At 47.9% G+C, this 17,554-nt stretch carries 13 protein-coding genes and 1 pseudogene; 2 read left to right on the plus strand and 12 right to left on the minus strand.

From position 1 onward, the window contains the following. Positions 1-5: 5 nt before the first annotated feature. The 3 genes from ACAN54_RS07315 to ACAN54_RS07325 form a co-directional block, all read right to left on the minus strand. The gene (locus ACAN54_RS07315) at positions 6-653 is read right to left on the minus strand and encodes a FusB/FusC family EF-G-binding protein (protein WP_379152481.1); all 648 of its coding nucleotides are present in this window, start codon (positions 651-653) and stop codon (positions 6-8) included. A gap of 290 nt (positions 654-943) precedes the next feature. Further along, positions 944-2,071 carry an NAD(P)/FAD-dependent oxidoreductase gene (locus ACAN54_RS07320; protein ID WP_379152485.1) on the minus strand — a complete coding sequence of 376 codons (1,128 nt, stop codon included), beginning with the start codon at positions 2,069-2,071 and terminating at the stop codon, positions 944-946. 31 nt (positions 2,072-2,102) lie between these two features. Beyond that, positions 2,103-3,581, minus strand: coding sequence for an Lsa family ABC-F type ribosomal protection protein (locus ACAN54_RS07325; RefSeq protein ID WP_379152488.1), 1,479 nt, complete (start codon positions 3,579-3,581; stop codon positions 2,103-2,105). 339 nt (positions 3,582-3,920) lie between these two features. Between ACAN54_RS07325 and ACAN54_RS07330 the strand changes: the two are divergent. Beyond that, positions 3,921-4,076: pseudogene (locus ACAN54_RS07330) on the plus strand (DinB family protein); the annotation flags it as partial. Positions 4,077-4,182: 106 nt separating this feature from the next. Here ACAN54_RS07330 and ACAN54_RS07335 read toward each other — a convergent pair. The 9 genes from ACAN54_RS07335 to ACAN54_RS07375 form a co-directional block, all read right to left on the minus strand. After that, positions 4,183-4,566 carry a VOC family protein gene (locus ACAN54_RS07335; RefSeq protein WP_379152492.1) on the minus strand — a complete coding sequence of 128 codons (384 nt, stop codon included), beginning with the start codon at positions 4,564-4,566 and terminating at the stop codon, positions 4,183-4,185. 130 nt (positions 4,567-4,696) lie between these two features. Continuing rightward, a complete protein-coding gene (locus ACAN54_RS07340) occupies positions 4,697-7,033 on the minus strand; it encodes a histidine kinase (RefSeq protein WP_379152495.1) in 2,337 nt (778 codons plus the stop codon). Between the two features lie 68 nt (positions 7,034-7,101). Then, complete coding sequence (kdpC, locus tag ACAN54_RS07345; protein ID WP_379152498.1) at positions 7,102-7,686, minus strand: potassium-transporting ATPase subunit KdpC; 585 nt, start codon at positions 7,684-7,686, stop codon at positions 7,102-7,104. 39 nt (positions 7,687-7,725) lie between these two features. Continuing rightward, complete coding sequence (gene kdpB, locus ACAN54_RS07350) at positions 7,726-9,759, minus strand: potassium-transporting ATPase subunit KdpB (RefSeq protein ID WP_379152501.1); 2,034 nt, start codon at positions 9,757-9,759, stop codon at positions 7,726-7,728. A gap of 15 nt (positions 9,760-9,774) precedes the next feature. After that, complete coding sequence (kdpA, locus tag ACAN54_RS07355) at positions 9,775-11,451, minus strand: potassium-transporting ATPase subunit KdpA (RefSeq protein ID WP_379152505.1); 1,677 nt, start codon at positions 11,449-11,451, stop codon at positions 9,775-9,777. Between the two features lie 53 nt (positions 11,452-11,504). Continuing rightward, a complete protein-coding gene (kdpF, locus tag ACAN54_RS07360) occupies positions 11,505-11,582 on the minus strand; it encodes a K(+)-transporting ATPase subunit F (RefSeq protein ID WP_379154139.1) in 78 nt (25 codons plus the stop codon). 228 nt (positions 11,583-11,810) lie between these two features. Continuing rightward, positions 11,811-11,954, minus strand: a complete 144-nt coding sequence (locus tag ACAN54_RS07365; RefSeq protein ID WP_379152508.1) for a hypothetical protein — start codon at positions 11,952-11,954, stop codon at positions 11,811-11,813. A 202-nt stretch (positions 11,955-12,156) separates the two neighbouring features. Further along, entirely contained in the window at positions 12,157-12,873 is a 717-nt protein-coding gene (locus ACAN54_RS07370; RefSeq protein ID WP_379152511.1) for a response regulator, read from the minus strand. After that, positions 12,866-15,502, minus strand: coding sequence for a DUF4118 domain-containing protein (locus tag ACAN54_RS07375; protein WP_379152514.1), 2,637 nt, complete (start codon positions 15,500-15,502; stop codon positions 12,866-12,868). Before ACAN54_RS07375 ends, ACAN54_RS07370 begins: the two co-directional genes overlap by 8 nt. A 217-nt stretch (positions 15,503-15,719) precedes the next feature. Between ACAN54_RS07375 and ACAN54_RS07380 the strand changes: the two genes are divergently transcribed. Next, on the plus strand, positions 15,720-17,387 hold the full coding sequence (locus tag ACAN54_RS07380) for a ribonuclease J (RefSeq protein WP_379152517.1): 1,668 nt from the start codon (positions 15,720-15,722) through the stop codon (positions 17,385-17,387). Positions 17,388-17,554 lie beyond the last annotated feature (167 nt).

Genomic DNA, 17,554 nt, shown 5'->3' on the forward strand with positions numbered 1-17,554 from the left:
TTAGATTATTTACGAACAGAGACAATGAACTTCTCCAGTGAGCTTGTGCCGGTAATACTCTGATTGCAAGCCTGGCCGTCTAGACATACGTATTGGCCAATGGAAGAATACTGATCGGGCAAAGCACCTGCAGGCTTGGTCTTGACGGTTATGAACGCAAGCTCCTGATGCCGGTTGCAGAACATGCAATACCCTTTCTTGTGCGTTGGCATGATTCTTCCTTCAATGCCGATGAATTGTCCCTCGAATGGATAGACCATAAATAGTTTGTTCGTAGCAATGTCAACCCAGCTCAGATATGTGACATATCTAAAATCAATGGATTGCAGATCAGGTACCTTCAGCTTCTTATTCTTCGGAAAAAGCTTCTGGATCTGCTTCAGTGTAATCGGTGGAAAAGGTTCCAGATAGGGTTCCAATGCAATAAGATAACTCTGGAATTCATGTGCTGTCTCCAAACCGGATACTTGCTCCAGCATGTGTTCCTGCTCTGTTGACAGAGAAAGAAACGCATCAATGATATTCACAGCGGTGCGATATCTTACTGTTTTTAGGACGCTCTGATCCGCGACGGATCGGAGTGTTTTTTGAAGAAATTCGGATTGTTTCTTAATGACGTTATATTGATGGTTTCTAATAAATGGTGTATTCATAGCTCTGCAGCCCCTTATTTTTAATGGAAAAACCATAAGGTGCAAAGCCCGTTATTAGAAACGATAAAGTCAAGTATGGGCGATCGGATCCATTCTCTCGCCCTCACACAAAGTATCGCCCCTAAATTAGGCTTTGCATGAGGACTTCCTAGCTAATGAGCAATTAGGTTTTGCCATCAGTATAACCCCCTATCAGATGAACAAAAGTTCTTTCGAAAAAAGTATAGCAGGGAATTCTGAATGGTGCAATTCATCCGAAGGACACCATTTAAGATGATCCGTACACAGCATCAGACTTCATCCATTGCATTCCGGATGTCATATTCGCTGATATCTATTTCCATTTCTATACCCAGAGCCATTCTAGCCAGCTGCCTTCCTACATAAGGACCCATCGTCAATCCGGATGCGCCAAGTCCATTAGCTGCAAGTAGACCTTCCCAGCCGGGGACTGTCCCGATGACAGGGAGAAATCCTGGTGTAAAAGGGCGGAAACCTACTCTTGTCTCCAGAAAAGTACTATTCACTAAACCAGGCGCCAGGTCTAACCCTTTATTCAGAATCTCCTGAATTCCACCGGCAGTTATTCTTGTATCGTAGCCTGCGACTTCATTTTCGTGGGTTGAACCGATAACAATCCTTTGTTGACCCATAGACAGCAAATACTGATCATTTGGCGGAATAACTACAGGCCAGTGATCTGTATCTTGATGATCTGGAATCTCTAAATGAACGATTTGAGCTTTTTGATAACGGACTTTAAAATTGATGCCTAACGGCTGCAAAAGCGGATGGGCCCACGCTCCGGCGCACACGATGATAACATCAGCATTGTAGGTTTGTGTACCCACAACTACGCCTGTTACACGATGTGCGCTGTATTGCAGCTTGGCATCCCCATGCATAAAGACGGCACCGTTTCGCTGTGCAGACTGATTGAGCGCATCGCGCAAAGCACGTCCGTCAACCCGGGCAGCGCCGCTGATATGAACGGAAGAATAACCCTCTTCCAGTACCGGAAAAAGCTCGCGTGTTCGTGCTGCATTAAGCTGTATAATATCTCCGATCTCAGGTGCATCCACCTTTCGCAGATTAGCCCTTTCCTCCATTTGTTTGATTTTCATCACGTCCTGATGAACACTAAGAGCTCCAACGCGGGCATAACCGGTATCTGTCTCACCTTCGTCCCGAAGCTGTGTGATCAACTCCGGGTAGTAACCGGCACCTGCTTTGGCGAGTCGATACCAAGCCTGATTACGCCGCTGCGACAGCCAAGGACAGATAATGCCGGCGGCAGCATCGGTTGCTTGTCCCTTATCCTTGTGGTCGACAACAAGGATATCCGCTCCCATTTTAGCTAAATGATAGGCCGTTGACGCCCCAAGGATTCCTGAGCCGATGATGATAACTTTCTTCATAAGTCCCTTTTCTTCCCTTCCTTAAACAAACTCATAGCTCAATAATCTTCGTAGCGATATTGCCGCAGAATTCCCGGTCATGCTCTACGAACAGAATGGTGGGTTCATACTCCAGCAGCAGCTCTTCGATCTGCATCCGTGAAATGACATCGACGAAATTTAGCGGCTCATCCCAAATATGCAGGTGAACCTGCTCACTCAGACTTTTGGCGATCAGCACCTTCTTTTTTTGACCGCCGCTAAAAGTAGAAATGTCCTTCTCAAATTGTACTCTAGAGAAATCAAGCTTTCTTAGGATGGATTTGAAAAGACTCTCATCTATCCCGTTATCCCGGGCGAAATCCGTTAGATTGCCTTGTAGATGCGAGGTGTCTTGGGATACGTAGGAGATTTTGAGCTGACGATCCTTAGTAAAGCTGCCTGTGTATTGTATATCCTCGCCGCAAATCAGTTTGAGGATGCTGGATTTACCGGAGCCATTTTTTCCCGTAAGCGCGATGCGATCCCCTTGCTCAATTGTGAAAGTCACATCTGAACAGACCTGTTTCTCGCCATAGGAAATAGCGACCTGTTCTAGTTCTGTAAGAATGTTTTTATGATATGGAAGCTGTGAAATCTCCAGGTTATCGGCGCTCTCGATATTTTTCAGCAGCCTGGACTTTTGTTCAATTGCTGTTTGCTGTCTTTGTTCAATAGATTTGGAACGTTTCATCATTTTTGCAGCCTTGTGGCCAATGTAGCCCTTATCCACCTTGGAGCCGGAGTTTCGGGTCCCATTTTTGGACTTTTCCACTTCGTGTGACCAGTTCCCTGTCCGTTTGGAAGAATCCGCGAGACGCGTAATATCTTTTCTGAGCTTCTCATTCTGTGCCAGTTCAAAGTTATCCAGGTGTCTTTTATTCTCCCACCAACTCGAGAAATTTCCTTTTTGAATTTCAATGTTGGTCTTGTTGATAGACAGAATATGATCTACACAATTGTCCAGAAAGGACCTGTCGTGAGACACCAGAATATAGCCGCTTTTGGTATTGAGATAATCACTGACCAGTCTCCTGGCCTGCATATCTAGATGATTGGTAGGTTCATCGATGAGTAGAAAGCTGTTTTCCTTAATAAACAAAGCGGCCAGCAGCACTTTCGTCTGCTCACCATTGGACAATGAGGCAAAAGGACGGTATAGAACGTCTTCATCTACCTTAAGCAAAGAAAGCTCCCGCATAAACTGCCAATGGATATAATCCGGAAAGATTTCACTCACGACATCCAGCGTATGCTCTTCCTTGTTCGGGACAGGGTAAGGGAAGTATTCAAAAGCAACATTCGCAGAAATAGTTCCGCTGTGTTCATATTTACCGAGCAGCAACTGTAGAAAGGTGGTCTTCCCTCTGCCGTTCCTCCCCGTAAATCCCAGCTTCCAATCAGTGTCGATCTGAAAATTCACGTTCTCAAATATGTTATCGTAGCTGCCTTCATAGGCAAACGTAAGGTTGGTAATATTAATAAGTGACATCTAGTGATCCTCCTGTATAAAAAAATAAAAGCTACAAGAAAGTTAATTTCTTGCAGCTCAAATAGATACAGAACATCATACCCGCAGCAGGGCAGATTAAGGATCCATCGTTTGAGTGAAAGGAAATGTAACTTTCTTGCGTATAAAGAAATAAAACATGCGAAAACCATCGCACTACATAAGCTGAACCTTAGATTCAGATATATAACTGTTTTATTATTTTATAGATCCGCAAGAAAATCCTACATTTTCCTCTTCAGCTCCGTTCTTTAATTTACAGGCATCTTACCATAATCATTTCTGATTTTCAACTCGCCAATTATGATTGATATCACGGATGAAGGGGAACGGGAAGCCCATAAATACGACGAAGTGATGCGGCATTTGATAGTCCATGAGATTCACCATAGCGGTCAAATGTCTATATGGTCAAGGGAAATCGGAAGAAAGCCGGTTAAAGCTAACTTGATTGGCAGAGGGTTATTCGATACTTGAATTCTTTTCACATAGAAAAAGTACAACAAAAAGACCCGCTCCAGGCGGGCCATCCGTAAAGCGGTAAGTGGAATGCTCTTGAAAAAAGCATGCTGCTCATTAATGGTTACAATCCTTGATTAAGTTCAATTAAGGTACCGGCAGGGTCACGAAGGTAGGCAACGCGGTGGCCCCATTCCGGCGTGTCGTGAGGTTCTTTTACAAATTCAACATGCTTGCTGCGCAATTGATCGTAAACAGCATCCACATTATCTACCTTGAAAATGAGAGCCGCCCGGTCAGGGTTGCTGAATTCCTTGCGTTCACGCAAGACTTGAATGGGTTCATTCCCCATCAGTGGCTCCAGAGCCAGATTGATATCTCCTGTATAAAACTCTGCATAAGGAGTCTCCTCACTACCGTGGAGGACTTTCAGACCCATAATGTCCCGGTAAAATATAAAACATTCACGCACATCTGGCACCAGCAGACGAAAATGTGAAAGTTTCAAGCGAATCCCTCCTGTCTGAGACTTGAGATTTGTATGCTTCTTATCATAACATGCAGATCAGCATATGCTTTCTTATGAATTGCTGTTATTCAGATTGATCTGTTTGTCGGTTTGATAAAAAAGCTATCTGTCAATACTTTACCGCTTCTGCCGCCTCCGGGTCAAAGTCTGCCACTATCAGCATATCCATATGCCTTGCATGGCGGAGCAAATAATGTACAAAGCTTTCCTTGAATAAGCTGCGCCACAGCGGCCTGCGGGAGTGTCCGATAATCAGCTGAGTGGTCTGTACCTCATTCATTCTGCTGAGCAGCTGCTGATGCACAACAGCACTGCTGCCCGCCAAAGCCACTTCCATGTTCCCGCCCAGCCGTTCCGTCAAATGCCGCAGGGACTCCAGCCGCTTTTGTTCTTCGGGGGTATGGTGTCCTCCGCAGTGAACATAGCGCACATACCATTCTGCCTTGAGTCTGTGTGCAATACGGAAGCCCCGGCGGATTAGACGCTCTGCACGTGGGCCGAGATCGACACACACAAAGATGACCTCACGGCGGCTCCACGGGCCTCGCAGGGACGGCTCCCGGTCCCACGCCTCCAGCCGTTCATCAACATCATCCGCAATTTCACGAAGAGCCAGCTCGCGCAGAGCAATCAGATTCCCAATCTTAAAAAAAGACTCCAGGGCTTGGTTCACCTTCTCGGTTGCATAAATTTTCCCTTCCCGCATTCGCTCCTGCAGCATTTGTGGTGTAACGTCAATGAGTTCAACCTCACCGGCCATTTTCAAAACTGCATCAGGGACCGTTTCCCGGACACGAACTCCAGTCAGTTGTGCCACTGCGTCATTCAGGCTTTCCAGATGCTGAACGTTCACGGTTGTGATTACGGAAATGCCGTTATCGAGCAGCCGCATAACATCCTCATAGCGTTTTTTGGTCAGACTTCCGGGGACATTGGTATGTGCCAATTCATCCACCAGCACAACCTCCGGGTGACGGGCAATAATGCTGTCTGTGTCCATCTCCTCCAGTTGTGAGGACTGATACTGAATGCGGGCCCGCGGAATAAGGGGCAATCCCCCGATTTGCCGTTGGGTCTCCTTCCTTCCATGTGTCTCCAGTAGACCTATGACTACATCAATGCCTTTGGTCAGCAACAGATTTCCCTCTTGCAGCATTTTATAGGTTTTCCCAACCCCAGGCGCCGCACCAATATAGACCTTGAACGTTCCACGATGAATACGCTCAATCTTCTGTTCCATCTCCTGACTGGTTAACCGGTGAAAAGGTTCCTCCTTCCCGTTGGAGCCGGGCTTGATTGGCAATATCCGTTCCCCTTCCTGCTCTGCCCTGTCAGCCATCAGGAATACATCGATGTTCCGTGATTTACGTAGGACCCGATTGGCGATGGAGCCCTGCCACTTTTCCTGCCAGCGGCTTTTCTTGGAGTGCCCCATGACGATCCGCGTGACGTTATTACGGATGGCATAACGTACCAATATTGCTGGGAGCAGCCGCAGACTTGGAAGAGACAGCTCTTCGAAGCGGGCATCGATCCGCTGGGCCAGCTTCGTGATCGCACGTTTGAAGCTCTGCTGATCCTTAGTTAACTGATGTTTTGGAAGCACAAAGGTTACCACCATAAGCTCACCGTTCAGCCGCTTGGCGATTTGCTGTCCTCTTCTGACATACAGCGAACCATTCCAATGATATTGTGTCGAGACGAGAATCCGTTCAGTGGCGCCGGAAGGACCAATTAGTCCTTGCTCCTCCCGGTGTCTTTCCAGTGAATCATTGACCCCCTCGGCGACCAGACGGAGTGAGAGCTCACGGAGGACGCCAAGATTTCCGCGCCGGGTCAGCGCTGGAGGCGTCTCTCCGCCAAGAACCCCTTCTTCAATACGTTTTAATATGGTTTCGGGGGACACGTCGATCAGGCGCACCTCATCCGCCAGCTCCAGAGTATTGAGCGGAACCGTTTCCTCCGCGCAAATACCCGTTTTCTGCTGAATAATTTCGGCCATTCCAGCCAGCTCATATACGTTAATGGTTGTAATTACACTAATGCCGTGATCCATCAAATGACGGATATCATCCAGCCGTGTCTCGAAACGGGCTCCTTCCCGATTACGGTGGGCCAAGCTGTCCACCAGAAGCACCTCAGGATTGCGCTGAAGCAGAACATCGACAGGAAGATCCTTCTGCTCCTTGCCGTCTTTCATCCAGTGAAGGCTGGGGACGCGCTCAAGATTCACCAGTTGCTGTACAGTCTCCGCCCGTTGCATCGTCGAGACAGCACTGATCACCACATCGATCCCTTGCTGCTGCAAAAGCTTGCCTTCCTCCAGCATGTGATAGGTCTTGCCTGAACCACTTACGGAGCCGATGATGATCTTGAGACGGCCCCGGCGAAGGCGGTAAATGGAATACAGAATTTCTTCCGGAGATTTACGTTTGTACGGGGACATCCGGTGGCCTCCTTATAGGAATATAAATTACCCTGTCCGTGAGGGACACGAACAGGGTAACCGCCTGATTACTGAGCAGACAATTCAGATAAAGCCATATTCAGCTTCAGCACATTCACCCGTTCTTCGCCGAACAATCCAAGAGCGCGGCCCTCCGTATGCGCTTGGATTAATTGTTCAAGCTTATCCGAAGAAATACCGGTCAGACTGCTGATTCTGGGAACCTGCACGATAGCCGAGGCGGGGGAAATATCCGGATCGAGGCCTGAGCCGGAGTTCGTAACCAGATCGATAGGCAGTTGATTCACTGGAACCTGCGGATTGTCCAGCTTCCACTGGGCGATAAAGTCGCTGGTGCGCTTCAGCATATCCTTGTTGGATGGGCCATAATTATTCGAGCCCGAAGCCTCCGCTTTGTAATCGATGCTAGACACACGTCCGTGGAACAGCGCAGGATTGGTGAAGTTCTGGCCAATCAGTTCGGAGCCAATCACCTGGCCCGCACTGTTCTTCAGCTGGCTGCCGTTCGCCTGTGAAGGCATTAACACCTGGGCTATAGCTGTGGAAGCCAGCGGGTACACAACTCCGCAAAGCATAATAAAAATAGCGCTGAGTCTTACTATACTGAGTATATAAGAACTAGTGTTCTTCATTTATGATCCGTCCTCTCTGTCTTAATAACCGTATATAGCTTATATCCAAATACTAACGATCATATCAATGAGCTTAATGCCCAGAAAAGGAACCAGTACGCCTCCGAATCCATAGATAAATATATTCCGGCGGAGCAGCTTAACAGAGCTCATCGGCTTATAGGATACCCCTCTCATGGCAAGGGGGATCAGGAGCGGAATAATAATCGCATTAAAGATCAGTGCCGAGATAATAGCGGAGCTTGGCGATCCCAGCCCCATTACGTTCAGCACCTCCATTTCCGGAATCGCGAGCGTGAACATCGCAGGGATGATTGCAAAATATTTGGCGATGTCATTCGCAATACTGAAGGTAGTCAGGGCACCTCGGGTCATCAGCAGCTGCTTGCCGATGGCAACGACCTCTATAATCTTGGACGGGTCTGAGTCCAAATCAACCATATTCGCCGCTTCCTTGGCAGCTGAGGTTCCGCTGTTCATGGCAAGCCCCACATCGGCCTGGGCCAGAGCAGGAGCATCGTTCGTTCCGTCACCCGTCATAGCGACCAGCTTGCCTTCCTGCTGTTCACGGCGAATGACTTCAATCTTATTCTCCGGTGTGCTTTCAGCGATAAAACCGTCCACTCCGGCTTCAGCAGCAATTGTTGCAGCGGTTAGAGGATTATCTCCGGTGCACATAATCGTTTTGATACCCATTTTGCGCAGCTCATCAAATCGTTCCTTCATTCCGGGCTTCACGGTGTCTTTCAGATAAATAAGTCCGAATATCCGGTCGTCAACGGCAACGGCAAGCGGTGTTCCGCCTTTACCGGCTATATCATTCGATCTTTTGTCCAGATTACCGGGAATCTGCCCGCCTTGGGAAGAGACCCAGCGCTTCATGGAATCAACAGCCCCTTTACGGACCTTGCGTCCATCCTTCAGATCCAGTCCGCTCATCCGCGTTTCGGCACGGAACTCAATGATTTCTGCCTCTTCTGCCAGTCCGGTCTGATAAGGATGACCCTGTATTTTGATCAGTTCAATCACGGAACGGCCTTCCGGTGTCTCGTCCTTCAGTGAACTGATTGCTGCCCACCCCGCAAGTTCCGCTTCATTCTCATTCCCTACGGGAACAAATTCGCTGGCCATACGGTTCCCGAAGGTGATGGTGCCTGTCTTATCGAGAATCATCGTATTGATGTCTCCGGCTGCTTCAACCGCTTTGCCTGACATCGCCAGCACGTTGAACTGGGTAACCCGGTCCATGCCTGCGATTCCGATTGCAGACAGTAGACCGCCGATGGTAGTAGGGATCAGACAGACCAGCAGCGCGATCAGGACAGGGATCTCCAAATCGACATTCAGATAGGCGGCAATCGGCCGCAATGTGACTACGACGATCAGAAAAATAATTGTTAAGCTGATTAACAGCGTGTTCAGTGCTATTTCATTCGGAGTTTTCTGACGTTGGGCACCTTCGACAAGGGAGATCATACGGTCCAGAAACGATTCACCGGGATCACTGGTAATCCGAACCTTGATCTGATCACTTACTACTCTTGTGCCGCCTGTGACAGAGTTGAAGTCTCCTCCAGCCTCCTTGATGACTGGAGCTGATTCCCCAGTAATCGCAGATTCGTCCACGGAAGCAAGGCCTTCAATGACTTCGCCGTCGCCGGGAATGAGTTCTCCTTGGCTGATGACCACGATATCTCCTTTACGCAGATCAGAAGAAGAGACGATCTTGACAGCACCGCCCACCAGCTTGTTCGCGGAAATATCCTGTTTCGTTTTCTTCAAGGTATCCGCCTGAGCCTTGCCCCGCCCTTCAGCCAGTGCTTCAGCGAAATTAGCGAACAATACAGTTACTAGTAAAATCAAAAAGACTGTAATATTGAAACCTATGGAGTCTTCGGTATGGAAATAGCCGGGGGCCAACACCATCATCAGTACGATAATTGTGCCGATTTCTACAACGAACATCACCGGATTTTTCACCAAGGTCAACGGATTCAACTTCATGAAGCTGTCCTTGACCGCACTTTGCAGGATAGGGCCGGTTAGCAGTTTCTTTTTAGGTATGGTACTCATCTTGTTCTCCCTCTCTTAACGTAAGGTCAAATATTCTGCAACCGGACCGAGAACCACCACCGGCAGAAAGGTCAGTGCACCGATAATCAGCACTGTACCGATTAGAATTCCTGTAAATAGGACATTGTCGGTGCGGAACGTGCCGATCGTCTCCGGAACGGGCTTCTTACGGATCATGGAGCCGGCCACTGCCAGCATGGCGATAATGGATACATATCTTCCAAGCAGCATGACAATCCCTGTAAGTACATTCCAGAAGGTAGTGTTATCGGCCAGACCTTCGAAACCCGAACCGTTGTTGGCCGCAGAAGAGGTGAATTCATAGAGCACCTGCGTCATTCCATGGAAGCCCGGATTCGAGATGCTCCCTTTACCCAGCTCGGTCAAGAAGGCGGCAGCGGTAGGTGCCAGAATAATCAGCGGATGAATGAGTATTGCGATTGCGATCAGTTTCATTTCCCTCGCTTCAATTTTCCGGCCAAGAAACTCCGGTGTCCGGCCAACCATCAACCCGCACAGGAACACTCCCAGGATCGCATACATCAGCATGTTGACTAGACCTACACCCTTGCCTCCGAACACATTATTCAGCATCATGAGGGTCAGCGGAGTTATGCTGCCAAGCGGAGTGAGGGTATCATGCATATTATTAACGGTACCGGTAGTTGCCGCCGTTGTTACGGTTGTGAACAAAGAAGACTGTGCGATCCCAAACCGGACCTCCTTCCCCTCCATACTACCCTGGGAGGCGTCGATACCCATCGCATTGATTGCCGGATTTCCAGCCGTTTCCGCGTAAAAGTTGAGGCCCAGCAGCAATACGAACAAGGTCATCATCGCGCTGAAGACAAACCAGCCCTGACGTTTGTTTTTGGCAAATAATCCGTACATATAAGGCAGGGATGCGGGCAGAGTCCACATCGAGAGGATTTCAATAACATTCGTCAGGGGGGACGGGTTCTCAAATGGATGGGCCGAGTTGGCTCCAAAAAATCCGCCGCCGTTCGTACCCAGGTGCTTGATTGATTCAAGTGAGGCAACCGGGCCAATAGCAATTTGTTGCGAACCACCCTCTAGCGTTGTTACATGAAGAGATGGCTGTAATGTCTGCGGAACCTGCAGGGCCACCAATACCAATGTCACCAGCAGAGCCAGCGGGAGAAAGATACGGATGATGGCTTTCACGAAATCTTCGAAGAAATTCCCGACCGTATCTCTTCCGGTAATACCTCTTACGAAAGCGACTGCCACGGAAAATCCGCTCGCAGCTGAAGTGAACATCATCATTGTAATCACAGCCATTTGCGAGAAATAGGTTAGACCGGTCTCCCCGCTATAATGCTGCAGATTGGTATTCGTCATGAAGCTGATGACAGTATTGAACGTGAGTGATTGCTCCATCCCTCCGGTTCCATTCGGATTCATCGGTAGTGCGCCTTGCAGACGAAGGAACAAGTAGCTGAAGGCTACCAGTACAATGTTTGTCCCCAGGAAGCTGATAGCATAACCCTTCCAACTCATTCCCTCACGGTTCTTCAGTCCGCTCCATTTGAATATCCCGCGTTCGAACCCGCCAAATAGACGGTCTGTACGATTCGGCTCATTTGAGAATACATGATATAAATAAGTTCCTGCCGGTTTTACCAGCAGCAGCAGTATGACAATGACTACGGCAATTTGCACAATACCCACGAAGGCCCCTCCTTAAGTTGACACTCTCTCTTATAGCATCATTGAATGAATTTTTAGAATTTCTCTGGATGAATCAGGGCGTATACCAAATACAGAAACAGCAGCAAGGCAGCTGCAATAACGATAGTCATTGTTCCGTCCCCCTTGCATCATCAGTCATATGTCCACACCACTGAGCAAAGGTGTAGAGGAGTACGAATAGCACCGCCAGAGCTGCTACCATATACACATCCATCATTTTCTTTGCCACTCCTCTCTCTCTATCATCTTTTATTTTCTCTCCCTTATTACTTCAATCCAGCGTAACATTTCTGCCATTAGTTAAGGATTAGAGATTCTATAAGCGAATTAAGATTGTATTAAGATTTAGGAGGCTCCTTATCATCCTCGTTCTCCTCACTGAACAGGCTTTGCCAATAGTAATGGTCATAGAATTTTTTCACAATAAAAAGAAACATGGCTATGATGGAGATAAGACCCGCATTTTTCAAAAATTCATTCATACATAACTCCTTCTCTCTTCGGCTGTTCACTACCCTTCCAGCGTATCACTATCGTCATTTATTCAGGATTAGGGATTGCTGGAGCGGATAAAGATCACGTTAAGGTTAAGAGGGAAAACAGGATCATTCTCCGGGCAAAAAAAAGCGGAAGACCAAGGCTGTAAGTATAAGCCTTGGTCTTCCGCTTTTTACACATATTCGGCTAAATGGCTTTGTTGTCATCGCCAACCTGAAGCATCCGGTATCCGACGCCAATATGCGTTTGAATGAATTTGGGCTGAGAGGGAGTTCTCTCGATCTTTTTCCTTAAGGTGGCCATAAAAACACGCAGGGCAGGAATGTCGTACGTATGGCTGCCCCAGATTTCATGAAGAATGTAATTATGAGTCAGCACTTTGCCCACATTTTTGGCGAGCAGGCACAGCAGCTTGTATTCAATAGGGGTCAGATGAATTTCTTCATCATCTAGCCATACACAACCTGCCGCATAATCGATTTTGAGGCCCTCATTCGTAAAAACAGAGGCATCCTTCAACAGCTTGTCACTGTCATACCGGATGCGCCGCAGACTCACCCTGAGCCGGGCCAGCAGTTCCTCCACGCTGAACGGTTTGGTCAAATAATCATCCGCACCTGCATCCAGAGCATCGATTTTGTCCCGGTCCTCGCTGCGGGCGCTTACCACAATAATGGGGAGATTGGACCAGGAACGTACTTTTCGGATAATCTCCACCCCATCCATATCCGGTAAACCCAGATCCAGAATCATAAGATCAGGCTGCCCCGATACTGCTTCAAGTATTGAGGCTGCTCCAGTTTCAGCCGTATGGTATTTGTAGCCTTGGGTCTCCAGTGTGGTGGTAATCAGCTTCCGGATCGGTTTGTCGTCTTCAACTACAAGAATCAATGGTTTATTCATGAACGTTCACCTCCTCTGCCTGCAGGGTAAAGCGAAATATGGTGCCTTGCGGGAAATTATCATGCACGGCAAACATGCCGCCATGGGCATGGATAATGGATTTGCACAATGACAGCCCGAGGCCCAGTCCGCGGCGCCCGTCTCCACGGATATTATCAGCCGTATAGAACATGTCGAACACTCTAGTCTTCGCTTCATCGGATATGCCGGGACCATCATCGGCCACCTCAACCATGACCATTTGTTTATCTCTTTTGACCGAAATGGTGATATGAGAACCGGTTCCCGTATACTTAATTGCATTGTCTAGCAGGTTGATCAGCACTTGTATAATCAGCCTGGAATCCATTCTGGCCATAATTAGCCCATCACTCTGAACGGTACGGATGATGTGTTCACTGCTTTTCCGATTCAGGTGAAGCAGCGCTTCAGCAATGACTTCCTCCATAAGCTCTGCCTGAACGTTCAGATTCAGACTTCCATTTTCTATACGGCTAATCGACAGCAGGTTCTCTACGAGATTAATCAGCCACATGGAATCGTCATAAATATCTGTATACAACCCCGTTTTCTGTTCCTCACTCAACAGACTGGAATTCCCAATGAGAATACCGGCATTCCCTGAAATACTGGTGAGCGGTGTACGCAGATCATGAGAAATGGCCCGGAGCAGGTTAGTCCGGAGCTGTTCCTGCTGAATCTGGATGGAGATTTCCTTTTGTTTTTCATTCAATTGCTCTTTCTCCAGCGCCAGTGCACATTCTCCCAGCATGGCAATCACCAGGCTCTTGTCAAATACCTCGAGCGGATCTTCATTCTCCATTACAATGGCGGCTACGGCAAACACGCAGTCTCCCCCGCGAACCGCATGATACAGGCAGCCCGCAGCTGAAAAAGTATCCGTGGTGGCTCCGGCACGCTTGTTGTTTTTGTAGACCCAGTCAGCTACTGAACGCTCACTGTTACTTGTGTAAATGTGTGGATCGGCAGTTGAATCCTCTTTGGGGAAAATCATCGGTTCCGCCAGGGAACCAGGCAATACGGAATAGAAAATAACCGTTCTGTCCAATAGCTTAACCATTTGCTGCGCGGTTTCATTGATAATGGCAGCCGGATCTTTGGCTTGTTGCAGCTTGCGGCTGGTTTCCAGCAGGACCTCGGTACGAAAGGCTTTTTGAGCGGATTGCCGGGCCTGCTCCTTAACCCGCATAGTCAGAGTACTGGTTATAAAAGAAGCCGACAGCATCACCAGAAAGGTAATCGGATATCCCGAATCGTACGCCCGCAGGGAAAAGTAAGGCTCGGTGAAGAAATAGTTGAACACAATCACACTGAATACCGAAGTTGCCGCGCTGTACAGCCTTCCTTCAGTAATCATTGCACTCAGCAGAACACCCAGTATATACATTGTGATGATATTCGCTTCCCGAAAACCAAGCGCTTTGAACCACAGACCAATCAAGGTGCAGATCAGGAGTATCCCAAAGGTTATAAAGGTGTCGGCCAGTGACAGCTGCGGCGAAATCGTATATTGCGGAAACCTTTTGTAGAGGGAAGGCTGGGTGTCTGGAATGATATAAATATCAATATTCGGCAAGACGGCATCCAGTTTGTCCATGACATTTGTGTTGCCGAACCAGCTCTTTTTATGGTGTGAGCGGCCCAGAATGATTTTGGAGACCCGGCTTGTTTTGGCATATTCTGCGATCTGTACTGAAATATCCTCACCGTAAGTTGTCGCAATCTGAGCGCCGAGCTGTTCCGCCAACCGCAGATTCGCTCTCAGCTCGGTCTTATTCTTTTGCGTGAGTCCCTTCGTGTCCGGTGTTTCCACGAACAGCGCTGTGAATTTTCCGTGGAACGCCTCGGCCATTCTGGCGGCAATACGGATTACCTTTTTATTAGACGCTGCCGAAGACAGGCATACGAGAACATGCTCATTGGAGTAATGCTCATGATTAGACTCCTGTGCACTGATCTGGAGCGCAATCCGGTTCAACTGGTTCGATGTATAGCGCAGGGCAATCTCGCGGAGCGCATTCAGCTTATCCGGGCTAAATCCGCTAGAATCTTCATCTTGAGGGGGTTCATTAGAGATTTTCCCTCTATTCAGACGTTCGATCAGATCATCAGGTTCTATATCAACCAGCTCCACTTGATCGGCACTTTCAAATATTCGGTCTGGAATACGCTCTGGTACGGTGTGGCCGGTGACGGAAGCCACTATATCATACAGGCTTTCTATATGCTGAACATTAACGGTAGTGTAGACATCAATTCCCGCACGCAGTAATTCTTCCATATCCTGATACCTTTTTTTGTGCCGGCTTCCCGCAGGATTGGAATGTGCCAGCTCATCCAGCAGGATGAGCTCCGGTTGTCTTTGGATCGCCCGGTCCAGATCAAATTCCTGAAAGACAGTTCCTTCCCGGGATATTTGGATAGTTGGAATCCGTTCCAGTCCATCCAGTAGCGCCTCAGTTTCCGGCCTGTCCCGGTTCTCAATAATTCCGGCAACCACATCTATGCCGTCTTTTTGCTCTTCACGGGCAGCATTCAGCATGGCACAGGTTTTGCCGGCTCCTGCCGCATAGCTAAAATATATTTTTAACTTTCCCCGTACTGCCATTTCATGCCCTCTTTCTGTCTATCCGCAGCTTCAATATCTGAAAAAAACGTTATTACGTAAGTATAGCATGAGGCAAATCAGCATAACATTACGGTTTTGGAGCAGGCATTAAGATTGCATTAAGATTCTCTTGTGAACCCTGGGAATTCACAACTCTCCGGATAAACCCCCACAGAATTATCCATACTACACGGTATCTAATTATGGAGGGTTCAATATGAAAATGACAGGCGATCGGCTGTGGATTGCAGCGCTGGGTGGTGTATATGAAATCGGCAAAAACATGTATCTTCTTCAATACGCTGAAGACATTATCGTTATTGATTGCGGGTCGAAATTCCCGGATGAGACTCTACTTGGCATCGACCTTATCATCCCCGATATTACCTATCTACTCAGTAATCTGGATAAAGTCAGAGCATTGGTGGTTACTCATGGACATGAAGATCATATCGGGGGAATCCCTTATTTCCTCAAACAACTGAATATCCCGGTGTATGCTTCCCGTCTGACACTCGGCTTAATTGAGACAAAACTGAAGGAGCATGGGCTCCTGCGCCAGACTGAGCTGCATTGCATTGATACGGAGTCCACGCTGAATTTTGGTTCCATCACCACAACCTTCTTCCGGACAAACCACAGTATTCCGGATTGCCTTGGTATTGTCTTCGATACACCAGAAGGAACGGTGGTTCATACCGGCGACTTCAAGTTCGATATGACCCCTGTCAACAAGCAGTATCCCGATATACATAAAATGGCGGCTATTGGAGAAAAGGGGGTTAAATTTCTTTTATCGGAGAGTACGAATGCAGAACGGCCTGGATTCACTCCTTCAGAAAGGCTGGTAGGAGCGCATTTGGAGGAAGCCTTTCATAACGCGGAGAATAGAATTTTCATCTCTACCTTTGCTTCCAACGTGCACCGTTTGCAACAGATTGTAGACGCAGCCGAGCATACCGGACGCAAGCTTGCCCTGCTGGGCAGAAGTATGGTCAATGTGGTAGGGGTGGCTCAAGAATTGGGGTATTTGAACATCCCTGAAGGCATGCTGATCGAAACGGCCGACGCAGGCAAAATGGAACGTGATAAGATTGCTGTATTATGTACCGGCAGTCAAGGTGAACCTATGGCAGCATTATCCCGGCTCGCGAATTCCAGCCACAGGCAGCTTGAGATTAGCGCCGGGGATACTGTCCTTCTCGCAGCAAGCCCGATTCCGGGCAATGAGCGTAACGTGTCCAGGATCGTTGACAACTTGTATATGCTGGGTGCACGGGTAATCTACGGATCACGCAGTGAGCTTCATGTTTCGGGGCATGGCAGCCAGGAGGAACTGAAACTGATGCTGACCTTGATGAAACCTGAATATTTCATTCCGATTCACGGGGAATACCGGATGCTTCATCATCACAGCCTACTGGCTGAGGCCGTTGGGGTAAAGAGCGAAAATATCTTTATTGTGAAAAACGGGGATATTGTCGAATCTAGTGGTGGTGATGTCCGTCAAACAGGACGGATCACCGCTGGACAAATTTTCGTGGATGGACTGGGAATCGGCGACATTGGCAATGTAGTGCTGCGCGACCGCAGACAGCTGTCTGCCGACGGAATTCTGATTACAGTCATTACGTTAAGTCAAAATGACGGACGGATTCTGAATGAACCAGATACCATCTCTAGAGGTTTTGTATATGTACGCAACTCTGATACCCTGATGGAAGAGATCAATCAGCTCATAACAGCTACTTTGAAGAAGATGAATGATGCTGACCTTGGACAGTGGAACATCATCAAGGAGACCATAAGAGGCGCATTGAGTAAATTCCTATATGATCGAACAAAACGCAGACCCATGATTCTGCCTATTATCATTGAAGTCTAGAAATTAAAAATATCCGCAGACGATGGACTATTTGTCCCTTCTGCGGTTTTTTTATTAGTAAGAATGTATTAATGATGTCGCTGTTTCTACATATTTGCAGCTTGGCCCATACGAATACGTTTACAATTCGATCGTATGCTATACAGTATTACTTCTTTGAAATCATT

The sequence above is a fragment of the Paenibacillus diazotrophicus genome (assembly GCF_042610465.1).

Bases quoted from the DNA above. Each gene is read 5' to 3' on its own strand.
- ACAN54_RS07340 (WP_379152495.1), bottom strand. From the start codon at position 7,033: ATGTCCCCGTACAAACGTAAATCTCCGGAAGAAATTCTGTATTCCATT.
- ACAN54_RS07380 (WP_379152517.1), top strand. From the start codon at position 15,720: ATGAAAATGACAGGCGATCGGCTGTGGATTGCAGCGCTGGGTGGTGTA.
- ACAN54_RS07365 (WP_379152508.1), bottom strand. From the start codon at position 11,954: ATGAATGAATTTTTGAAAAATGCGGGTCTTATCTCCATCATAGCCATG.
- ACAN54_RS07370 (WP_379152511.1), bottom strand. From the start codon at position 12,873: ATGAATAAACCATTGATTCTTGTAGTTGAAGACGACAAACCGATCCGG.
- kdpC (WP_379152498.1), bottom strand. From the start codon at position 7,686: ATGAAGAACACTAGTTCTTATATACTCAGTATAGTAAGACTCAGCGCT.
- ACAN54_RS07320 (WP_379152485.1), bottom strand. From the start codon at position 2,071: ATGAAGAAAGTTATCATCATCGGCTCAGGAATCCTTGGGGCGTCAACG.
- ACAN54_RS07315 (WP_379152481.1), bottom strand. From the start codon at position 653: ATGAATACACCATTTATTAGAAACCATCAATATAACGTCATTAAGAAA.
- ACAN54_RS07325 (WP_379152488.1), bottom strand. From the start codon at position 3,581: ATGTCACTTATTAATATTACCAACCTTACGTTTGCCTATGAAGGCAGC.
- ACAN54_RS07375 (WP_379152514.1), bottom strand. From the start codon at position 15,502: ATGGCAGTACGGGGAAAGTTAAAAATATATTTTAGCTATGCGGCAGGA.
- kdpF (WP_379154139.1), bottom strand. From the start codon at position 11,582: ATGACTATCGTTATTGCAGCTGCCTTGCTGCTGTTTCTGTATTTGGTA.
- kdpB (WP_379152501.1), bottom strand. From the start codon at position 9,759: ATGAGTACCATACCTAAAAAGAAACTGCTAACCGGCCCTATCCTGCAA.